This is a genomic window from Williamsia sp. M5A3_1d (assembly GCF_053345315.1).
The window spans coordinates 1,240,606-1,259,747 of the sequence record NZ_JBKEZX010000001.1 but is presented as its reverse complement, the minus strand read 5'-3'; the positions used below and the strand labels follow the sequence as shown (position 1 = coordinate 1,259,747).

18 protein-coding genes are annotated in these 19,142 nt (G+C 68.9%); 10 read left to right on the top strand and 8 right to left on the bottom strand.

Annotation, left to right across the window (positions count from 1 at the left end; translation table 11 throughout):
• Positions 1-83: 83 nt before the first annotated feature.
• The 4 genes from ACLBW1_RS05870 to ACLBW1_RS05855 all read left to right on the top strand — a co-directional run bounded on the left by ACLBW1_RS05870 (position 84) and on the right by ACLBW1_RS05855 (position 4,914).
• Positions 84-1,448 (top strand): glycosyltransferase 87 family protein, encoded by a 1,365-nt coding sequence (locus tag ACLBW1_RS05870; RefSeq protein ID WP_447810654.1) that lies wholly within the window; start codon positions 84-86, stop codon positions 1,446-1,448.
• A gap of 228 nt (positions 1,449-1,676) precedes the next feature.
• Positions 1,677-2,951: a DUF222 domain-containing protein gene (locus ACLBW1_RS05865; protein WP_447810653.1), complete on the top strand. Its 1,275-nt coding sequence runs from the start codon at positions 1,677-1,679 to the stop codon at positions 2,949-2,951.
• A gap of 137 nt (positions 2,952-3,088) precedes the next feature.
• Positions 3,089-4,093, top strand: a complete 1,005-nt coding sequence (locus ACLBW1_RS05860) for an ATP-binding cassette domain-containing protein (protein WP_447810651.1) — start codon at positions 3,089-3,091, stop codon at positions 4,091-4,093.
• Complete coding sequence (locus tag ACLBW1_RS05855; RefSeq protein WP_447810650.1) at positions 4,090-4,914, top strand: ABC transporter permease; 825 nt, start codon at positions 4,090-4,092, stop codon at positions 4,912-4,914. The genes ACLBW1_RS05860 and ACLBW1_RS05855 overlap by 4 nt, the downstream gene beginning before the upstream one ends.
• Here ACLBW1_RS05855 and ACLBW1_RS05850 read toward each other — a convergent pair.
• A complete protein-coding gene (locus tag ACLBW1_RS05850) occupies positions 4,911-8,192 on the bottom strand; it encodes a BTAD domain-containing putative transcriptional regulator (RefSeq protein WP_447810648.1) in 3,282 nt (1,093 codons plus the stop codon). The two genes, ACLBW1_RS05855 and ACLBW1_RS05850, sit on opposite strands and share 4 nt — an antisense overlap.
• Before the next feature lie 246 nt (positions 8,193-8,438).
• On the opposite strand from ACLBW1_RS05850, the gene ACLBW1_RS05845 reads away from it, so the two are divergent.
• The 3 genes from ACLBW1_RS05845 to ACLBW1_RS05835 are packed head-to-tail and all read left to right on the top strand — an operon-like array spanning position 8,439 to position 10,504.
• Positions 8,439-8,678, top strand: coding sequence for a hypothetical protein (locus ACLBW1_RS05845; protein ID WP_447810647.1), 240 nt, complete (start codon positions 8,439-8,441; stop codon positions 8,676-8,678).
• On the top strand, positions 8,678-9,589 hold the full coding sequence (locus ACLBW1_RS05840; protein WP_447810646.1) for a peptidoglycan DD-metalloendopeptidase family protein: 912 nt from the start codon (positions 8,678-8,680) through the stop codon (positions 9,587-9,589). The genes ACLBW1_RS05845 and ACLBW1_RS05840 overlap by 1 nt, the downstream gene beginning before the upstream one ends.
• Before the next feature lie 45 nt (positions 9,590-9,634).
• Positions 9,635-10,504 carry a 1,4-dihydroxy-2-naphthoate polyprenyltransferase gene (locus ACLBW1_RS05835; protein WP_447810645.1) on the top strand — a complete coding sequence of 290 codons (870 nt, stop codon included), beginning with the start codon at positions 9,635-9,637 and terminating at the stop codon, positions 10,502-10,504.
• Positions 10,505-10,572: 68 nt separating this feature from the next.
• On the opposite strand, the gene ACLBW1_RS05830 is transcribed toward ACLBW1_RS05835, so the two are convergent.
• From ACLBW1_RS05830 to ACLBW1_RS05805, 6 genes are all read right to left on the bottom strand, one after another.
• Complete coding sequence (locus ACLBW1_RS05830; RefSeq protein WP_447810644.1) at positions 10,573-11,400, bottom strand: Clp protease N-terminal domain-containing protein; 828 nt, start codon at positions 11,398-11,400, stop codon at positions 10,573-10,575.
• 34 nt (positions 11,401-11,434) lie between these two features.
• On the bottom strand, positions 11,435-11,674 hold the full coding sequence (locus ACLBW1_RS05825) for a hypothetical protein (protein ID WP_045823907.1): 240 nt from the start codon (positions 11,672-11,674) through the stop codon (positions 11,435-11,437).
• 71 nt (positions 11,675-11,745) lie between these two features.
• The gene (locus ACLBW1_RS05820) at positions 11,746-14,316 is read right to left on the bottom strand and encodes an FtsX-like permease family protein (RefSeq protein ID WP_447810643.1); all 2,571 of its coding nucleotides are present in this window, start codon (positions 14,314-14,316) and stop codon (positions 11,746-11,748) included.
• Positions 14,317-15,018, bottom strand: a complete 702-nt coding sequence (locus ACLBW1_RS05815) for an ABC transporter ATP-binding protein (RefSeq protein ID WP_447810642.1) — start codon at positions 15,016-15,018, stop codon at positions 14,317-14,319. It lies immediately after the preceding gene.
• Positions 15,015-16,133, bottom strand: coding sequence for a PLP-dependent cysteine synthase family protein (locus ACLBW1_RS05810; RefSeq protein ID WP_447810641.1), 1,119 nt, complete (start codon positions 16,131-16,133; stop codon positions 15,015-15,017). Before ACLBW1_RS05810 ends, ACLBW1_RS05815 begins: the two co-directional genes overlap by 4 nt.
• Positions 16,134-16,138: 5 nt before the next feature.
• Positions 16,139-16,519 carry a DUF4229 domain-containing protein gene (locus ACLBW1_RS05805; RefSeq protein WP_447810640.1) on the bottom strand — a complete coding sequence of 127 codons (381 nt, stop codon included), beginning with the start codon at positions 16,517-16,519 and terminating at the stop codon, positions 16,139-16,141.
• 212 nt (positions 16,520-16,731) lie between these two features.
• On the opposite strand from ACLBW1_RS05805, the gene ACLBW1_RS05800 reads away from it, so the two are divergent.
• The 3 genes from ACLBW1_RS05800 to ACLBW1_RS05790 all read left to right on the top strand — a co-directional run bounded on the left by ACLBW1_RS05800 (position 16,732) and on the right by ACLBW1_RS05790 (position 18,010).
• Complete coding sequence (locus tag ACLBW1_RS05800) at positions 16,732-16,974, top strand: BldC family transcriptional regulator (RefSeq protein WP_447810639.1); 243 nt, start codon at positions 16,732-16,734, stop codon at positions 16,972-16,974.
• Positions 16,975-17,143: 169 nt separating this feature from the next.
• On the top strand, positions 17,144-17,422 hold the full coding sequence (locus ACLBW1_RS05795) for a hypothetical protein (RefSeq protein ID WP_447810638.1): 279 nt from the start codon (positions 17,144-17,146) through the stop codon (positions 17,420-17,422).
• 156 nt (positions 17,423-17,578) lie between these two features.
• Positions 17,579-18,010 carry a helix-turn-helix domain-containing protein gene (locus ACLBW1_RS05790; protein WP_447810637.1) on the top strand — a complete coding sequence of 144 codons (432 nt, stop codon included), beginning with the start codon at positions 17,579-17,581 and terminating at the stop codon, positions 18,008-18,010.
• A gap of 131 nt (positions 18,011-18,141) precedes the next feature.
• Here ACLBW1_RS05790 and ccsB read toward each other — a convergent pair whose 3' ends face one another.
• The gene (gene ccsB / locus ACLBW1_RS05785; RefSeq protein ID WP_447810636.1) at positions 18,142-19,140 is read right to left on the bottom strand and encodes a c-type cytochrome biogenesis protein CcsB; all 999 of its coding nucleotides are present in this window, start codon (positions 19,138-19,140) and stop codon (positions 18,142-18,144) included.
• Positions 19,141-19,142 lie beyond the last annotated feature (2 nt).

The following is a 19,142-nucleotide window of genomic DNA, read 5'->3' as shown; positions in this document are numbered from 1 at the left end:
GTCAGACTACGAGTCGCCCGCGGTCAGGGAACTGCCGGGCACACCACACCGCGCTCCCAGACTCGTCGGTGACGGTGGACGTCATGACCAGCCGTGCCGCCACACCGACCGCGCCGCCCCTCACCGACGTCGCGCCGACGACGGAGGCCGTGCCCCGACATCGCGGTTCCCGGCTCGTCCGAGCGGGCGTGATCGTGGTCATCGCGGCCGCGGCGGTGGGCCTGCGACTGGTGTTCCTCGATCACCGAAGTCTGGACTTCACCGCGTTCCTCGACCGCTGGTACACCCACATCGCCGACAACGGCGGGTTCGCGGCGTTCTCCGAGTCGTTCGCCGACTACAACTACCCCTACCTGTATCTGATCGCGATCCTCACCTACCTGCACATCCCGGCGCTGGTCGGTATCAAGGGGATCTCGATCGCGTTCGACGTGCTGCTCGCGTTCTTCGCGTACCGCATCGTCGGGTTGCGATATGCGTCGTTCTGGCCGCGGGCCCTGGTGTTCGGTCTTGTGTTGTTCCTGCCGACCGTCGTCGCGAACAGCTCGTACTGGGGACAGGCCGACAGCATCTACTCGGCCTTCGCCGTCGGTGGCGTCTACTTCCTGCTCCGACGACGAGCGTGGTGGGCCTGTGTGTTCATCGGCCTCGCACTGGCGTTCAAGTTGCAGGCCGTCTTCCTCCTCCCGGTGGTCGCGTTCCTCGTGGTGCGGCGGTTCATCCCGTGGAGGTCGCTGGTCGCGATACCCGCGGTGATGCTGGCGTTCGACATCCCTCCCCTGCTGGTCGGTGCGCCCATCGGCGACGTGCTGGGCGTGTACGTCCATCAGACCGGTTCGTACAAGCAGCTGACACTGGGTGCGCCGAACCTGTATCAGTGGATCACGTTGGGCGGCAACGTCACCTGGGTGGCCTACGCGGGTATCGGCGTGGTCTGTCTCCTCACCGCGGCCGCGATGGTCTTCGCGCTGCGGCGTAAGCCGACCCTCGACGACACCGCGATCCTCCTGGCGGTCACGACGACTGCGGTGGTGGTCCCGTTCCTCCTGCCCGCCATGCACGAGAGGTACTTCTACCTGGCCGAGGTGCTCACCGTCATCGTCGCGTTCTACCTGCCGATGCGGTACTGGATCATCCCGGCACTCGTCCAGATCGCCTCGTTCGGCGGCTATTACGACTCGCTCACCGGCGATCAGGCCGGCGGCGGCGGCGGTGGGCGTCCGGGTGGCGGCCCACGGCCCGGCGCGGAGATGGGCGCGGGTCGCCCGCCCGGTGGCGGCGGGATGGGCGGATCCCGCAGCGGCGGTGACGGTTACACCTCGGGCCAGGGCGACATGTCACTGCAGATCTACGCCGGCGTGATGGCCATGGCCGTGCTCACCCTCGTCGCGACCACCGTCGCGCACCTCCGCCGACTGGGCACCACTCCGCGTCGATCGGGCAGTTGATCGCGTCGATCGGGCAGTTACCTGCGTCGATCGGGCACTCATCTGTATCGAGTGGGCAGGTCCCGCGGTCGTGCCTGTGGATGACGGTGTCCACGGTGCCGGATCCTGTCGCACCCGCGCGGTAGCGTGGTGATCAGGGACGTCGCCCGTGCGCTATTCGACTATCTGGCAACAGGATTCGGCGAATTTGATCTTGCGTCGATCTCCGAACGTATGTACGATTAAGTCATGACCGGGGGATCATTCACTGCATTGGCCGACTCACTGATCGACGACTACGGCACACTTCAGACTGTGGTCGCCGACGATGACGCTGCGATCGTGGCCGCCGTCCGCGGCGTCGTGGCCTTGCGGGCGGTGGCCGACGACCTGCTCGCACGATTGACCGCCCAGGCCGACCGTGTCGGCGTCGCCCGGCGTTCGGGGATGTCGCTGCGAGAACTGTTGTGTGCCAATGGAGTCGCGCCTGCGGTGGCGTCACGATTGATCCGCCTCGGGCGCGCCTGCGAAGTTTTGCCGGGGGTGGCGCGTCATTCCCGTGACGGGTCGGTGTCGGCTGAACACCTCGACGCCGTGGCCCGTGGTATCGACCACGTCGCGCGCCGTACCGGGGAACCCCTCGACTCGGAGCTGGTGTCGAGCCTGGAGCGGCGGTTGATCGGGTACGCGATCGCCGGGAAGACTCCGGCGGAGATCGTCGACAACGCACGTGCTGTCGCCATCGCCCACACCCACGCCGAAACGCCGGACGTGCCCGTCGCCGAGGACGCCGCTTTGAACGAGGTGGCGTGGAATCAGTCCGCTGACGGTCGGTTACGGGGCGAGTTCGACCTCGACGTCGCCACCGGCGAACGACTCATCACCGCGTTGGATACTGCGTCCCGACCGCGCCCTGAACCTGACGGCACCCCCGACCCGAGACCAGCGAACCGCCGGCGAGCCGATGCCTTCGCCCAGATGTTGGAGGCCGCGAGCCGCGGACTGTCGCCCGACGCACTGTCCGGGCCACCATCCACCGAACTCATCGTGACGATCCCCCTGGACGGTGGCGATTACGCAGAACCAGCGCGGTTGACCTGGCTCGGACCGATCTCCGACCTCACCACCAAGCTCCTGGCCTGCGACGCGAAAGTCCTCGGGATCGGTGTCGACCTCAACGGAGCACCCGTCTCCGTCGCCGCACAAAAGAGACTGTTCACCGGCAGCGCACGCAAGGTTGTCCTCACCCGCGACCAGGGCTGCATCAAATGCGGTGCCCCGGCATCGTGGTGCGACGTCCACCACATCATCCACTTCGCCGACGGCGGACCCACCACCGTCGACAACGGATGCCTCCTCTGCCGCTCCTGCCATACCGCGGTCCACACCACCGGCTGGGACATCGTCATGGGCCACGACCGACACCCCTGGCTCATCCCACCCGCAACCATCGACCCACGCCGCACACCACAACCCGCCTACAACAGAAGAACATTGACGACCGTGGAACCGATCGCCGCATGACACCGTCATAGAACCAACGCCCCCGATATCGGGCGCGGCACGCACATTGACAACTACACAGTGTGAACAGCGGGCGCGCGAGGGCCACGACAGTCCGCGACAGCGTCACGACAGAGCTGTCGTGGACAGTCGTGGGCATGACATCACCTCACAGTTCCGACGCGCCGGCCATCGAGGCCCGCGGGTTGGTGAAGCACTTCGGCAACACACGTGCGGTCGACGGTGTCGACCTGGTCGTACCCACCGGATCGGTGTACGGCGTGCTGGGCCCCAATGGCGCAGGCAAGACCACCACCGTCCGAATGCTCGCGACGCTCCTGAGGCCGGATGCAGGATCGGCGCACGTCTTCGGCCACGATGTGGTCGCCGAACCTGTGGCGGTCCGGTCGCTGGTGGGCGTCACCGGGCAGTACGCCTCGGTCGACGAGGACCTGTCCGCGCGCGAGAACCTCATCATCTTCGCGCGGCTCCTCGGTAAGTCCCGAGCCCAGACGCGGACCATCGCGAGCGATCTTCTCGAGGAGTTCGGGCTCGGGGAGGCCGCCAACCGACCGCTCAACGAGTTCTCCGGCGGCATGCGGCGTCGGCTCGACCTGGCGGCCAGCCTCATCTCCTCTCCCCCACTGCTGTTCCTCGACGAGCCGACCACCGGCCTCGACCCGCGGACACGTGCGCAGATGTGGGAGACGATCCGACGCCTGGTGTCCGAGGGATCGACCGTGCTGCTGACGACCCAGTATCTCGACGAGGCCGATCAGCTCGCCGATCGGATTGCCGTGATCGACCGCGGGGTCGTGATCGCCGACGGCACCGCCGACGAGTTGAAGGACTCGGTGGGCGTCAACACCCTGCAGGTCCGACCCATCTCCCCGTCCGATTGTGCTGCGGCCCTTGAGATCGTCGAACAGGTCACCGGCGAGAAGGGGACCTTGAGTCCCGAGGCGGGGCGCGTCACGGTTCCGCTGGCCCGACCGGATGCGGTGTCGGAGGTGATGACCGCCCTGGTCGCGGCGGACATCGCCATCCGGGAGCTGTCCGTCGCCAAACCCAGCCTCGACGAGGTCTTCATGACCATCACCGGCAAGCCCGCCGACGGTGCCGAATCCGGTTCCGCCACCGAGTCCGAGGAGGACGCAGCATGACCACCCAGACCCTTAACCGTCCCGCCGTCCATCCCCGCGACACCCGATCGGTGCCGCACTCGGTCGGCTTCCTCGACACCGTCGCGCAGTCCCTCACGATGGGGTACCGCGGAATGCTCAAGATCCGCCACAACCCCGAGCAACTGTTCGACGTGGTGTTCCAACCGATCGTCTTCACCTTGATGTTCACCTACATCTTCGGCGGAGCACTCGCCGGCAGTGTGTCGCAATACCTTCCGATCATCATCCCGGGCATCCTCGTCCAGTCGGTCATCACCACGTCGGTGGTCACCGGGACCCAACTACGCGAGGACATGAACAAGGGCGTGTTCGACCGCTTCAAGTCGCTACCGATAGCGCGCACCGCACCCCTGGCCGGCGCGCTTCTCGCCGACGTCGTGCGGTACCTGATCGCCACGGTCATCACGTTCGTGGTCGGCATCGCGATGGGTTGGCGTCCCGACCCGCTGGGACTCATCGGCGCCACCGTCCTGGTCATCGTCTGCAGCTTCGCGGTGTCCTGGATCTGGGCCCTGATGGGCATGCTGGTGAAGAAGGCGTCTGCGGTGCAGGGCTTCTCGCTGATGATCCTGTTCCCGCTCACCTTCGTCTCGAACGCGTTCGTGCAGCCCGAGACGATGCCGGGATGGCTACAGGCGTTCGTGAAAGTCAACCCGGTGTCGAATCTGGTGACGTCGGTACGGGAACTGACCAACAACGGTCACATCGGCATCCACGTGCTGTGGTCGCTCCTCGGCGCGGCTGTCCTGGTCGCCGTCTTCGCGCCGCTCACCGTCCGGGCGTACATGCGTAACGCCTAGGCGAGAGCTGCACGCATGGTCTGCAGGATGGTCTCGGCGGCACTCCGTCGGGACATCCTGCCGACCTCGGTGTCGATCTCGTCCCACACCTCGGTCGAGACCGCGCAGCGGGACCGGGCCGTCGTGACGGCGTGGTCGAGGATCGGGAAGTCGAGCCGGGCGCGCGAACGGACACCGAGCGCATACAACCTCGCCGCGGTCACCGGCTGCGCATCGTGACACACCAGCGCGGTCGCGAAGGCGACCGCACAGGCGCCGATCTGCGGGATGTCTTGGTAACCGGTCGGTTCGAACTGTGAGGCCACGAAGTCGCCGAGCATCGGGAGCCGCTCGTGCGCTGCGGCGGTGTTGCCCGTCAACGCCGCCGTCGTCACCGCGGAACTGAGGACGAGCAGCATCGTCGGATCCGCGGTCGCCCCCGCCAGGCTGTCGAGCACCTCATCGAGAACGCGCACCGCGATCGTCCCGGCGGTCGCCGCATCACCGGACGCGCGGGTGACCTCGGCAGTGGCCATCATCAACGTCCCGACCGCCTCGACACTGCCCACCGGCAGCGGCTGATCGGCCGTCCATCCACCGGACAGATCGGCGACGATCGCACGCCCCCGTTCGATCTCCCCGATGCCGACCAGGCTGCACGCCAGGTAGGTCCGGACCTGGACGACCTCGTCGACCGCCCCGAGCTCGGTGAGGAGTTGCACCGCGCGGGTGTAGCTCTCGACCGCCTCGGCGTAGCGCGCGCTCTGCCCGTGGATGTTGCCGATCTCCATCGCGCCGGTCGCGGTGATCCACAGGTCACCCCGGTAGACGGCCAGCGCCTGCGCGTCCTGCGAATCGCGCAGCGCACCGGAGAGGTCACCCACGTTCTCGCGGGCATTCGACCGGACCGACAGCGCGATCGCCCGTACCAGCGGAATCGGTGACCGCGCCCCGCGCATCAGGATGCGCAACCCGCTGTACTTGTTCCGCGACAACAGGATCGCGCTCACGAAATCCGCGGGCAGTGTCATCACCTCGTCGGGGTGGAAGACGGCACGCAGCGCGATCCGCGCCCGGGCCAGCAATCGCAGATCGGGCTGGATCATGATGAGGTGGCCGGCGACCATCAGGAGGGCGACCTGCCACAGCTCGCGTCGGTCGTCGGGAAGGTCGCGCGGCGGATGACCGAGCAGCCCCACGATGCGGGGCGCCCAGTTGCGGATCTCGACGTGCAGCCCGCGCGCCACCCACCCCGAGGACATCACCGGGAACACCGCGACCACGGCCGACACCGCGTCGGCGGGCCGCTGGGCGACGTCGATCTCGGTGCAGCGCCGGAGGATCCACACGATGTTGTCGTTGTCGGCGACCACCGTCGCCATCGCCGCCGCCTGCTCACCCCCGTCGTAGAGAGCGCGGGTGTCCTCCGCCCACCTGACGGCCCAGCGGATCATCGCCGCATCGACCTCATCCGCTTCACCCGACGCGACGAGTTGTTCCTCACCGAACTCGCGCACCATCTCGAGCATGCGGTAGCGGATGTGACCGTCGACCTCGGTCACCGTCAGCAGGGACTGGTTGACCAGCTGCTCGAGGACGTCGTCGACGAGGGTGAGCCCCGCGCCGCCGGCCACGACGACATCGGCGGCGGCGACGGTGAACCCGGCCGGGAAGCGACACAGACGCCGCAGCGCTGAACGCGCCTGGTCGTCGAGAAGGTCCCAACTCCACTCGATGACGGCGTGCAGCGTCCGGTGACGCCGGGGTGCGGTGCGATCGGCGGTGCGCAACAGGCTGAGTCGACCACGGGCGAGGCGCTGCGATAGCAGTCGGGCGATCTCGGACACGCTGAGGGTGCGCACCCGTGCGGCGGCGAGTTCGATGGCCAACGGCAGGCCGTCGAGATCACGGCACAGTTCGGCGACCACGTCGAGGTCGATGGCCACGTCGGACCGCACGGCACGCGCTCGCGCGATGAACAGTTCGACCGCGGGCGAGTCGACGACATCGCTCGACAGCGGCGCCAACCGGTGGATGACCTCGCCCGGCACCATCAGCGGCGCTCGCGAGGTGGTGAGGACGGTGAGGTCGGCGACGGCCCCGATGAGGTCGGTCACCACCTGCGCGCTGCCGTCGATGATCTGCTCGCAGTTGTCCAGTGCGAGAACGGCGTTGCGCCCGGCGAGGGTGTCGGCGAGTCGATCGGCCAGGTCGCCGACCGGGATGCGCGGTGCACCCGACGGGGTGAGGTCGGACTCGCCGACACCGAGGGACGCGGCGATGGCCGCGACGACGTCGTCGTCGTTGCGCACCGACGCCAGCTCGACGAGGTAGATCGTGCGGCCCGACTCGGCGATCCGTCGGCCGACGGCGTGCACCATGCGCGTCTTGCCTGCGCCGCCGGGACCGGCGATGGTGACCACCCGGTGCCGATCGACCGCGGCGAGCACCGCGTCGATGTCGTCTGCGCGCCCGAGCAGTTCATTCGGTTCCGAGCGCAACCCGACGGCACGCGGGGAGACGGACGGCCGCGGGACCATGACCGCCGGCACCGACATCGGGACCGGTACCGCTGCCGGGGTGAGCAACTGGCGATGCAGTGCCTCGATCTCGGCGCCGGGATCGACACCGAGTTCGGCGGACAGGGCGCGGCGGATTCGGGCGTGCACCGCGAGCGCGTCGGCGGTGCGTCCGGCGGCGTCGAGGGCGCGCATCAACAGCAGGTGTGCGGGTTCGTCGAGCGGGTCGTGGTCGCACAGAGCGGCGGCGATACGCCGCGCCGTCTCGGGGTCCCCCGACGCGAGAGCGGCTCCGGCACGCGCCTCGTCGAGTCGTCGCCGCAGGTCGTCGCCGATCGTTCGCAGGCGACCCGCCAGCTCGTCACCGGCCCCGCTGCCCAGGTCGTCGCCGGGTGCCCCGCGCCAGAGATCGGCTGCGGCGTCGAGGGATTCCGGCGTCGCGAGCGCGACCAACCTGCGGGCCTCGTCGAGGTCGAGGGCGTGGTCACCGAGATCGAGTCGGTACCCCGCGGAGACCGCGGCGATCATCCTCGGCGGCAGCGCTCCGCGCAGCCGCGAGACCTGGGTGTGCAACGCGGCCTGCGGCGACTTGGGGCGGTCGTCGCCCCACACGAGGTCGATGAGCACCGACGTCGACCGCACGCTGCCGGGGGCCAACGCGAGAGCGGCGAGGAGTCGCCGCGCGCGGGTGCCGGAGATCTCGACCATGCCGTGTCCGCTGTCGACCGCGACCGGCCCGAGGAGCCCGATGGTCACCGGCGCCGTGCTGTCCACCGACATCGACACCTCCTGACCTGTGGCGGGGTCAAGCCTAGTGGCCCGCACGCGGGGGCCATCACGGGCGCGTCAGCACGGTGCGACGAACGTGACCCCCTCGAGGTAGCGGTCCCAGACCGCGCGGGTCATCGGCGACGACGACACCGTGCGGCACAGTCGCGACACCATCGTCGGCGAAATCGCCGTCCCGTTCGTCATCTGGAGCAAACGCGCCGCACTGCGCACACTGGTCACCGTTCGCTCGAGGGGATGCACCTTGGCATCATCGTGTTCATGGGACTCGCTGCGTTCGGCCTCATCATGATCGGCGCGGACTCGATGCTGTTGACCGACAGGGACTATCAGACCCTGGTCGACCGTCTGCGACGCGGCACCCGGGCGGCGCGGAACCGGTTCGGGGCCTCGACGGACCGCAAGGCCGTCGCAACCGCTTCCGCTTCGGCGACGGACGCGCCCGCCGGGGCGCCACGCGAACGGGTGGGAGTCTGATGGCATTCGCGCGTCGGGTGGACCGCGTGTGGCCCGTGATCTGGTTCGTGATCGTGGCCGCCGACATCCTGGTCGGCGTGACCGCGACGAAGCCGGGTGTGTGGGCGGGAGTCCTTCTCACACTGGTGTTCTTCACGGTGTCGTCGTGGCGGTTCTTCGTCCCGTCGCTGTCGGTGGCACCGTCGCCGGCCGCGGGCATCACCGCGCTCGGGACCGTCGCGGTCGCGGTGCGGGGCATCTGGATCGACGGGTCGCTGATCGACGCGTTCACCGACCCACGGGCGTGGGGTGGTCTCGTCCTCGCGATCGTGGCGGTCACCGCCGCCGTGGCCGCGCCGTTCACCGGCGTCGCCACCCCGATGACCGGCGACATGATCTTCCCGCTACGCGACGGACGCTGGCGTGTGGTGGAGGGGCAGGGCCGCATCCTCAACCACCACTGGCCGGCGGTGCGACAGCGCGAAGCACTCGACCTGGTGCGCATCGCATGGTCGGGGCGCTCCCGACACGGGGTTGTCGGCGGCGAGAACGAGGACTTCCACGCGTTCGGCACCGTCGTGGTCGCACCGTGTGCCGGCACGGTGATCCGCACGTTCGACGGGCTGCCCGACGGCGTACTCGACCCGTCACGTCCCGCGGGCAACAACGTCATCATCGACAACGGTCACGAGCACATCCTGCTCGCACATCTGCGGTCGGGGACGGTGGCGGTGTCGACCGGAGACGAGGTGCGCGCCGGTGATCGGCTCGGCGAGGTCGGCAACTCGGGCAACTCCAGTGAACCGCATCTGCACATCCACGCCGAGCGCGACGGGCAGCCGCTGCGCATCCGTTTCACCGATGTCGGGGGACGATTCGGGCGCGGACGCATCGTGTCGACGCGACAGTTCTCCGACGTCACCCACGTGTAGAGGTCTCGACTCGACGGCGCGTCGCGTCATGGAAAGATTGCCGACATGGCAACGCCGAAGCAGTGGTTCGAAGGCGCCCGACCGCGCACGTTCCCGAATGCGATCGCCCCGGTGGTCGCGGGCACCGGCGCGGCGGGCTGGCTCGGCGACGCCGTGTGGTGGAAGGCGCTGCTCGCCCTGGCGGTGTCGCTGTCGCTGATCATCGGGGTCAACTACGCCAACGACTTCTCCGACGGTATCCGCGGCACCGACGACGACCGGGTGGGCCCGATGCGACTCGTCGGGTCGAAGGCCGCCCCCGCGGTCGCGGTGCGCAACGCCGCCTTCGCAGCGTTCGCGGTGGCCGGCGTGAGCGGTCTGGTGCTGGCGCTGACCAGCGCGTGGTGGCTGATCGTGGTGGGCGCGGTCTGCATCGCCGGCGCGTGGTTCTACACCGGCGGCAAGAACCCGTACGGCTACGCCGGCCTCGGCGAGGTCGCGGTGTTCGTGTTCTTCGGGCTCGTCGCGGTACTGGGCACCCAGTTCGTGCAGGCCGAGCGGATCGACTGGGTCGGCGTGATCTGTGCGGTCGCCGTCGGTGCGTACTCGAGCGCGGTGCTCGTCGCGAACAACCTGCGCGACATCCCGTCGGACACCGAGTCGGGCAAGAACACCCTCGCGGTGCGCCTCGGCGACACCCGCACCCGCACAACACACCTGGCGTTGGTGTCACTGCCGTCGGTGCTCACCCTGGTGCTCGTGATCGCGACGCCGTGGGCGCTGCTCGGGTTGATCGCCGCACCGCTGGCCTGGCGGGCCAACGCACCGGTCCGTGGCGGGGCACTCGGCCCGGCCCTCATCCCGGCGATCGCGCAGGCCGGGATGGCGATGGTGGCGTGGGCGCTTGCCACCGCGATCGCCCTGTTCCTCGCCTGAACGGTTTCTCGGACGCGAACTGCGCCCGCGGGTGAACACCCACGGGCGCAGCGTCGATCGCGAACGGATCAGGCGGCGGCGCTGATGGCGTCGCGCAGCTTCTCCGGGGTCGTGACCGAGTCGATCAGCGCACGCGAGCGTGCGTCGTCGGTCTTCAGGATGCCGAGCAGCACGTGCTCGGCGGTGAGCCGGTCGCTACCGGTCTCGCGGGCGATCTGGACGGCGTTGGCGATGGCCGCCTTCGCGTCGACCGAGAATCGCGGCCGACCGAACGGCCCGCCGCGTCCTCGGGGACCACGCCGTCCGCGGCCGCGCTCCCACGGTCCGTCACCGGTCTCGGACTCGCCCATCGGGCCCCCGACACCGCGACCGGGGAACTCGCCCCCGGGGAAGCCGCCGAAGTCGGGCCGGCCGAACGATTCGTGCGGATGGCCTTCGTGGCCACGGCCGTGGCCGTGTCGGTGACCGCGGTGGCCACGGGGACCGGAGTCCTCGCCGCGGCGCGGTCCGCCGCGGCCGCGGTGTCCGCGGCGGTCGGAGCTGCGCTGCGACCAGCCGTCGGTGATGTCGGTGCCGAAGGCGTTCTTGATCGCGGTGGCGACCTTGTCGAGGTCGATGCCGACGGACTTGAGTGCCTCGCGGTCCTCGGCGACCTGTGACGCGTCGGCGTCATCGGAGTCGTCGGCGTCGCCGCGCACCTCGCGGACGGTGTCGCGGGCCGCGTCGAGCGTGAAGCCCTCGGCGGCCAGCCGGGTGAAGATCGGGGCGCGTGCGTTGCACAGCATCCCGAGGATCAGGTGATCGTTGCCGAGTTGGGTGTGCCCGAGGTCGGCGGCCTCCTCCATGGCGAAGGACAGGATGTGCCTGTTCTCGCGGGTGAAATGGTCGAACATCATGGTGTCTCTCTTCAGTCGTGTGGTGTGGGTGGGATCAATCCCTCTCGCGAGCCGAGTGCTTCTGATGCACGGCCTGGCGGCTGATCTGCAGTACTTCCGCGATCGCCTGCCAGCTCCATCCCTGCTCGCGGGCACTGGCCACCTGCACCTCTTCGAGGCGGTCGGCCAGGGTTCGCAGGGCGCGCACCGCGGCCAGTCCCTGGGCGGGATCTGTGCTCGCCGCGGCCGTGGTGATGGTGTCGTTCTGTTCGGTGTCCACGTCGTCGCTCTGCATGGTGTCAGGTTAAGTTGACGCTCACGGAGTTGTCAACATTTATTGACGACGGATATTCCGGGGGTCTCGCGCTACTCGTCGAGAACGGCTTCGCTGATGTTCATCCGCGCGGCGCGCGCGGCCGGCAGGAACGCGCCGGCGGTGCAGAGCACGAACGCGACGACGACGTAGAGGATCGTGGAGGCCTGCGGGTGGTAGCCGATGTCGACCGAGGTGGTGGTGCCCAGCACCCGGTCGCTCACGATGTGCAGCAACTCGCCGCTCGCGACACCCAGCACCGCCCCGACCGCGGCGATCGACGCCGCCTCGGCGAGCACCATCCGTGACACGAAGCGGCGCGACGCACCCATCGCACGCAGCACCCCGAGTTCGCGGCGCCGCTCGATCACCGACAGCAGCAACGTGTTGAGCAGGGCGACCGCCGCGACCAGCGCAACGATCCACTGGATGGCGATGGTGAACGCGCCCGACTGCTTCACCGAGGCGCGGGTCGCGTCGAGCGTCTCGGCGCCGCTGTAGACGAACACCGGGCGCGACGGGTCGGCGTCGGTCTGCGCGGCGGCGTCCACCGCGCGTCGCACCTGCGCGCCGTCGACCCCCGGCGCGTACCGCACCTGCAGGAACGTGTTGCCAGGGCGCTGGAACCATTGCGAGAGAAGCTGATCGGAGATCGCCGCGGTACCGGAGTCGAGGGTCACGTAGTCGACGGTCTGCAGGATCGGCAGCTCGTGGAACCCGGTGGGCGTCGCGAGCCGGAACCCGTCGCCCACACCGAGTTTGAGCGTCCGCGCGAGCACCTTCGACACCACGACACCCTCGCCGGCGAGCACCCGACGCAACACCTTCGGCGACGTCTTCTTCACGTACGGGGCCTGGATGCCCGGCGCGAGACCCTGGACGAGGATCCGCGCCTCGCCCACGTTCACCGTCGCCCACTGCCCGCCGACGACCGCGGCGACACCGGGCACCGCGGCGACGCGGCCGGCGACACCCGAGTCGAGGACCGGCCCGCTCGGGATGTTCTCCACCGGCTGCGACGAGACGTAGAGATCGGGATCGGCGAGACCGTCGAGCGCCCCCGACACCGACCCCACGAGATCGTTCATCGCACCCGACGTCCCGACGCCGACCGACACCGCGACAGTGACCGTCATCAGCGTCGCCCAGGCGCGGCGCGGGGAGCGTTCGGTGTTGACCGCGGCGAGCGTCCCCGGACCGCCGAGTCGCGCGGCCAACGCCGTCACCGCACGGATCAGCGGGCCGGTGATCGCGAAGAAGAAGAGCAGGGTCCCGATGCTGGTGAGCACGGCGCCACCGAACACGAGCCGACCCTGCACGGTGTGCGCGATCAGCCATCCCGCCCCGACGAGGCCCAGTCCGCCGATGCCGGCGAGCCACACCACCAGCCCCGGGCCGCGGTCGCGGGCGAGCACCTCGCCGGGCACCATCGCCTCGATCGGCGACAGCGCGAACACCGACCGCGCGGCGAGCACACTCGCCGCCACGCACGACGCGATGCACGCGACCACCGCGATCGGGCCGACATACCAGGGCAGGTGATAGCCGACCGTCGCGCCGACGGCGTCGGACGACACCTCGGGGAGCCTGCCGATGATCCACCGGCCGGCGAGCACCCCGACCGGGATCCCGATCAGGCCTCCGACCAACCCGAACAGGGCGGCCTCGCCGATGAGGTCGCGCACGAGTTGCCCACGGCGCCCACCGATCGCGCGGACCATGGCCAGCATCTGTCGCCGCGACGCGACGGCCATGTTCATCGTGTTGAACACCAGGAACGCCGCGATCACCAGCGAGATCAGCGCGACGAGCAGCGTCGAGTCACGGGTCACGGAGCTGGCCGTCTCGACCTGACCCGCGCGGTAGTCGGGCCGGTTGACCGCGGCGCGTCCGGCGACCACACGGTCGATCGAGGTGCGCAGCGCGGCCTTGTCGACGCCGGGGGCGGCGCCGATGAGGATCGAGTCGAGGCGCCCCTGCTTGTCGGTGAGTCGTTGCGCCAGCGGCAGATACGCCGCGATGAACCGACCCCCGTTGATCGGCTTGGCCGCCGGGCTGTCGACGACGCCGGCCACCGTGACCTCGATGCCGCCGACCGTCACCTTCTGCCCCGCGGTGAGACCGAGTCCGGGCCCGACGGCGATCGACGTCGAGGCGTCGGGGCCGGTCGGTGACAGCGCCTGCGCCGCACCCGATCCGCCACCGGCGAGCACCTCGCGCAGCGCGCCGCCGAGACCGAGGATCGACACGTCGGCACCGAGCACGGTGACCGGTTTCGCGTCGAGGTAGACGGTGTCCTGGATCAGCGGCGCGACGGTCGAGGCCTGCGGCACCTGCGAGCGGATCTCGGAGACCAGCGATGCGTCGAGACCGCTGTCGCCGACGGAGGTGACGTCGAGGTCGGCGGTCCCGGCCACCGTCGCCGACAGCTCGCGCACCGAGGCGGTGATCGACCCGTAGGTACCGAGCACCGCGACGAGCAGCGTCGACGACACCGTGATCACCATCAGCGAGGTGATCACCCGCAGCCGGTGGCTGCGCAGCTCGCGCAGGTTGAGCACCCGCACCCGTGTCCACGTCGCGACCGGATCGAACCGGAAGCGCGTCCCCCTGTCCCCCGACATCTACGCTTCGATCCGCCCGTCGCGGACGGTGACGGTGGTGTCGGCGAACTCGGCGGCCTTCGTGTCGTGGGTGACCATCAGCACCAGTCGGCCCGAGTCGTCGTGCGCCAGTTCGGCCAGCAGCCCGAGGATCGAGGCGCCGGTGTGCGAGTCGAGGTTGCCGGTCGGCTCGTCGGCGAGCACGATCCGCGGATCCATGATCAGCGACCGCGCGATCGCGACGCGCTGCATCTGACCGCCCGACAGCTCAGACGGCCGGTGACCGGCGCGGTTGCCGAGCCCCACGCGGTCGAGCAGCGCCACCGCGTCGGCCTTCGACTTCCGCAGCGACGTCCCGTCGAGCAACCGTGGCAGCGCGACGTTCTCCCACGCCGACATCGTCGGGACCAGGTTGAAGAACTGGAAGATGAACCCGATGGTGCGCCTGCGGAACTCGGACTGCTCGTCGTCGTTGAGCGACCCGATGTCAGAACCCGAGACCACGATGCGCCCGGAGTCGGGTGCGTCGAGGGCCCCGATCACGTGCAGCAGGGTCGACTTGCCCGCACCCGAGGGACCCACCACTGACACGAACTGGCCGCCGTCGAGGCGCAGGGTGAGGCCGTCGAGGGCGCGGACGGTCTCCTCGCCCATGCGGTACTCGCGCACGAGGTCGGTGGCCTCGATCGCCGGAGCGTGCACGGCGTCGGGCGCGGCACTCATGCGGTCCACCGGCCGTCGGTCCAGAACTCGTCGAGCACGGCGCGCGGTTCGTCGAGCGACCAGCCGCACCCGGCGACCCAGTCGTCGTCGAAGTAGGTGTCGCCGTAGCGGTCGCCGCCGTCGCAGAGCAGCGTCACCACGCTGCCGCCGGTACCCGCGGCGAGCATGTCGGCGATGACGGCGAAGGCGCCCCACACGTTGGTGCCGGTCGACCCGCCGACGCGGCGGCCGAGGTTCTCGGAGACGAGACGCGCGGTGGCCACCGACGCGGCGTCGGGGACCCGCAGCATCGCGTCGATCACCTGCGACACGAACGACGGCTCCACGCGCGGTCGCCCGATGCCCTCGATCTTCGACCCGACCGCTGATGTCACCGACCCGTCGCCGGAGGCGTAGGCGGGATGGAACACCGAGTTCTCCGGATCGACCACGCAGAGCCACGTGGGGTGGCGCCGGTAGCGGATGTAGCGGCCGATGGTGGCCGAGGTGCCGCCGGTGCCCGCGCCAACGACGACCCATGTCGGGATGGGGTGTCGCTCGAGGGTCAGCTGCTGGTAGATCGACTCGGCGATGTTGTTGTTGCCGCGCCAGTCGGTGGCCCGCTCGGCCATCGTGAACTGGTCGATGAAGTGCCCACCGAGCTCGTCGGCGAGGGCGGCAGCGGCGGTGTAGACCTCCGACGGCGAATCGACGAAGTGGCACCGACCGCCCTGGCGCTCGATGAGGGCGACCTTCGCGGTGGAGGTGCTGCGCGGCATCACCGCCACGAACGGCACCCCGATCAGGGCCGCGAAGTACGCCTCGGAGACCGCGGTCGACCCCGACGACGCCTCGATGACCGGTGTCGTCTCGGTGATCCAGCCGTTGCACAGCGCGTAGAGGAACAGCGACCGCGCCAGGCGGTGCTTGAGCGAACCCGTGATGTGGGTGCTCTCGTCCTTCAGATACAGATCGATGGCGGTGGGTTCACCGTCGGCGCCGACGAACCGCGACCACTCCGGGAGCGGGAACCGCACCAGGTGGGTGTCGGCGCTACGGGTGGCGTCGGCCTCGATGAGCCGGATCGCGGTATCGACCCAGTCGCGTGACGCCCGGTGGTCGACCAGCGGGCCCACCGGCGTCACGATTGGGGGTCGCCGGAACCGTCGGGACGCTGCGATCCCTGCAACCGTGCCTGCAGCGCGTCGCGCTTGGCGCGGCGGTCGGCGTCGACCGCGGCGATGGCGGAATTGACGTCGGTGCGCAGCCGCTTGAACAACAGCATGCCCAGCGGCAGCGCGGTCACGACCGCGAAGATCGCCGCGACGAGGATCGGCACGTCGACCCCGGCGAGGTGTCCGATGCCGTAGATGAGCGCGGCCAACACGATGACAAGCCCAAGGCGCGCAACGGTGTACAGGATCAGAGCCGTCGCCAGGCCGCGTCCGGCACCGGGCTGGTTCGGGCCCGTGGGGGCACCTGCGGGACCGGGCTGACTGGCGGATGTATCGCGTTCGTTCACCCCGCCAGCCTACGTCGAGAGGGCCCCACGCCCGCGATGCCCGATTTTTACCATTGATTTACCAACAGCTGACGGTTCGAACACCTTTGATTCTCGGTGTAATCATGTTGTCGGGCAGCGAAACACCCGTTTCATCGATCACAGCCAGATCAGATGCCCACCACCGCCGGCCTCGGTCGACGGTCACAGGCCCAGTACGAGGAGAACGACACATGTCTGCAGCATTCAACGCCATGCCCGGGGGCACCCTCTCGTCGTCGATGCCGATCACGCCGCGGGTGGCCAGCCAGCACACCCTGACGCCCGGACAGGTCGCGGCGATGTTCAACGTCAACCCCAAGACCGTGGCCCGCTGGGCCAGCTCCGGCCTGCTCGGTGCCATCCGCACCCCTGGCGGTCACCGTCGGTTCCGTGAGGCCGACGTCGTGGCCCTGCTCAACCGCAAGACCGACTGACCTCGCCGCACCTCTCGTCGAGCCCGCGGGCCGGCACCCGGTATCACCCCGGGTGTCGGCCCGCGGTCGTCGTCACGCCCGACGGTCGTCGCCCTGCGACCAGCACCGACAGCCCGATTCGTCGGACTCCCGTAACGTGGAATCACCAAAGAGTTCGTGGAGGTTTCTCGTGGTCGTCGTCGTTGCCCTGGTCGTCGCGATAGGTGTCGCCTATCTCGTGTGGAGGGCGTTCGGGCCGGACACGACGACGCGCAGCGCACCGACGTCGTCTCGACGCGGCCCCATCGGCCCCGACGACGATCCGGACTTCCTGCTCGATCTCGGCCACGATCGCCGCGCCCCGCGCAGCCCCCGGCGCGACCCGAACGGCACCGATCCGACCGGCGACGACACGGCCACTCCCCCGACGCCCGACGCCGACGATCCGCGCCCCGGGACGGGTTCCTGAGCGGTGTTGCGCTCGTAGTACCTGATGAACGACCACTAAAGGTAGAGTTCACAGCAGAAATAGACGCAAGGCGGACATGTTCTTGTCCGCACAGTTGAGTTCAATCTGCTGCGAAGGTGATCTGGTCGGTCATCTTCTCTAGATCGGGGAGCACGAATGACCACGACGAGCGACGTTCACACAGCCCGGTCTTTTGCCGAGAGTCTCAATGAACTGTTCGACACCGTTCGCGATGAGAACGGAATTCCCTACACCGGGAAGAAGATCGCCCTGAAGGCGAATCGACTCGGTTACACGCTGAGCGACGCCTACATCTCCCAGCTGCGCACCGGCAAGGCAAAGACACCGTCTTTCCGTACGGTGGAGGCGATTTCGCGCGCGTTCGAGATCAGCGTGACCTACTTCCTGTCCGATCCGGACGAGGACCTCAAGCGGGTCGAGCAGCAGCGCGAATACGTCGCGATGGCCGCCGAGACCGGTGCCCATCTCGCCGCGTTCCGGCACGGTGAGCTGTCGGTGTCGACCATCGACACCATCATCGAATTGCTGAAGGTCGTGCGCCAGCAGAACCTGCGCGACGGCATCTGAGTCTTCTCACAACACAAGGGTGAGTCGCGGGATCATTCCCGCGACTCACCATTGTTCGTTGGCATTGTTTGTCGCCGGCGTCGCTGTTTATCGGTAGCACTGCGTACCGTCACGACGCTGCGGCGGAACTCCTACAGGCCGGCGTAGGAATGCAGCCCGGACACCACCAGATTGATGATGAACAGGTTGAACAGCATCGCCACGAATCCGGCGATGTTGATCCATGCCGCCGAGGTGTTGCGCCACCCCGCGGTCGCGCGGGCGTGCAAATAGGCCGCGTAGATGATCCAGGCGATGAACGAGACCGTCTCCTTGGGGTCCCAACCCCAGAAGCGTCCCCAGGCCGCCTCGGCCCAGATGGCGCCGCAGATCACGCCGAGGCCGAACAGCGGGAACGCGAACACGACGGTCTTGTAGGCCAGCCGGTCGAGTGCCTGTGCACTCGGCAGGCGGTCGAGGATGCGTCCACCGATGCCGTTCCCGGCCTCGGGGTAGCGCAGCTTGATCAGATACAGCGCGCTGGCGACACCGGAGACCAGGAACACCCCCGAGCCCACCGACACGATGGAGACGTGGATGGCGAGCCAGTAGGACTTCAGGGCGGGGACGACAGGCGCGGCCTGGGTGTAGAGCCAGCGGCCCGCGATGAACATCAGCAGGGCGACCGGGACGAGCACGAACGACAGCAGCGGTCGGTTCTCCGGGCGACGCAGGACCACGATGCCGGCGACGACACCCGCCGCGCACGACAGGCTGATGAACTCGTACATGTTGCCCCAGGGCATACGGTCGGTCGCCAGGCCGCGGATCACGATCGACCCGACGTGGGCCAGCGCGCCGACGATCACCACCGGGAACGCCATCTTCGCGATGCGCTCACCGAACGGTGTGCGCGTCTGCGGACCGATCTTGCCGGGCACCCGGATGTCGGTCGCCTGGGCCGGGATGCGGACGTCGTTGCCGCCGCCCGCCTTCACCAGCACGTTCGCCTCGGCCGCGGCCGGCACCGCGGTCGTGGTGCGCGACGACGCGAGGGCGGCCAGGAACATGATCATCGCCAGCACGTACAGCGTGAGCGTGGTGCCGAAGAGCAGATCGGAGTACCGGGACAGGTTCTCGTCGATGTTCACAG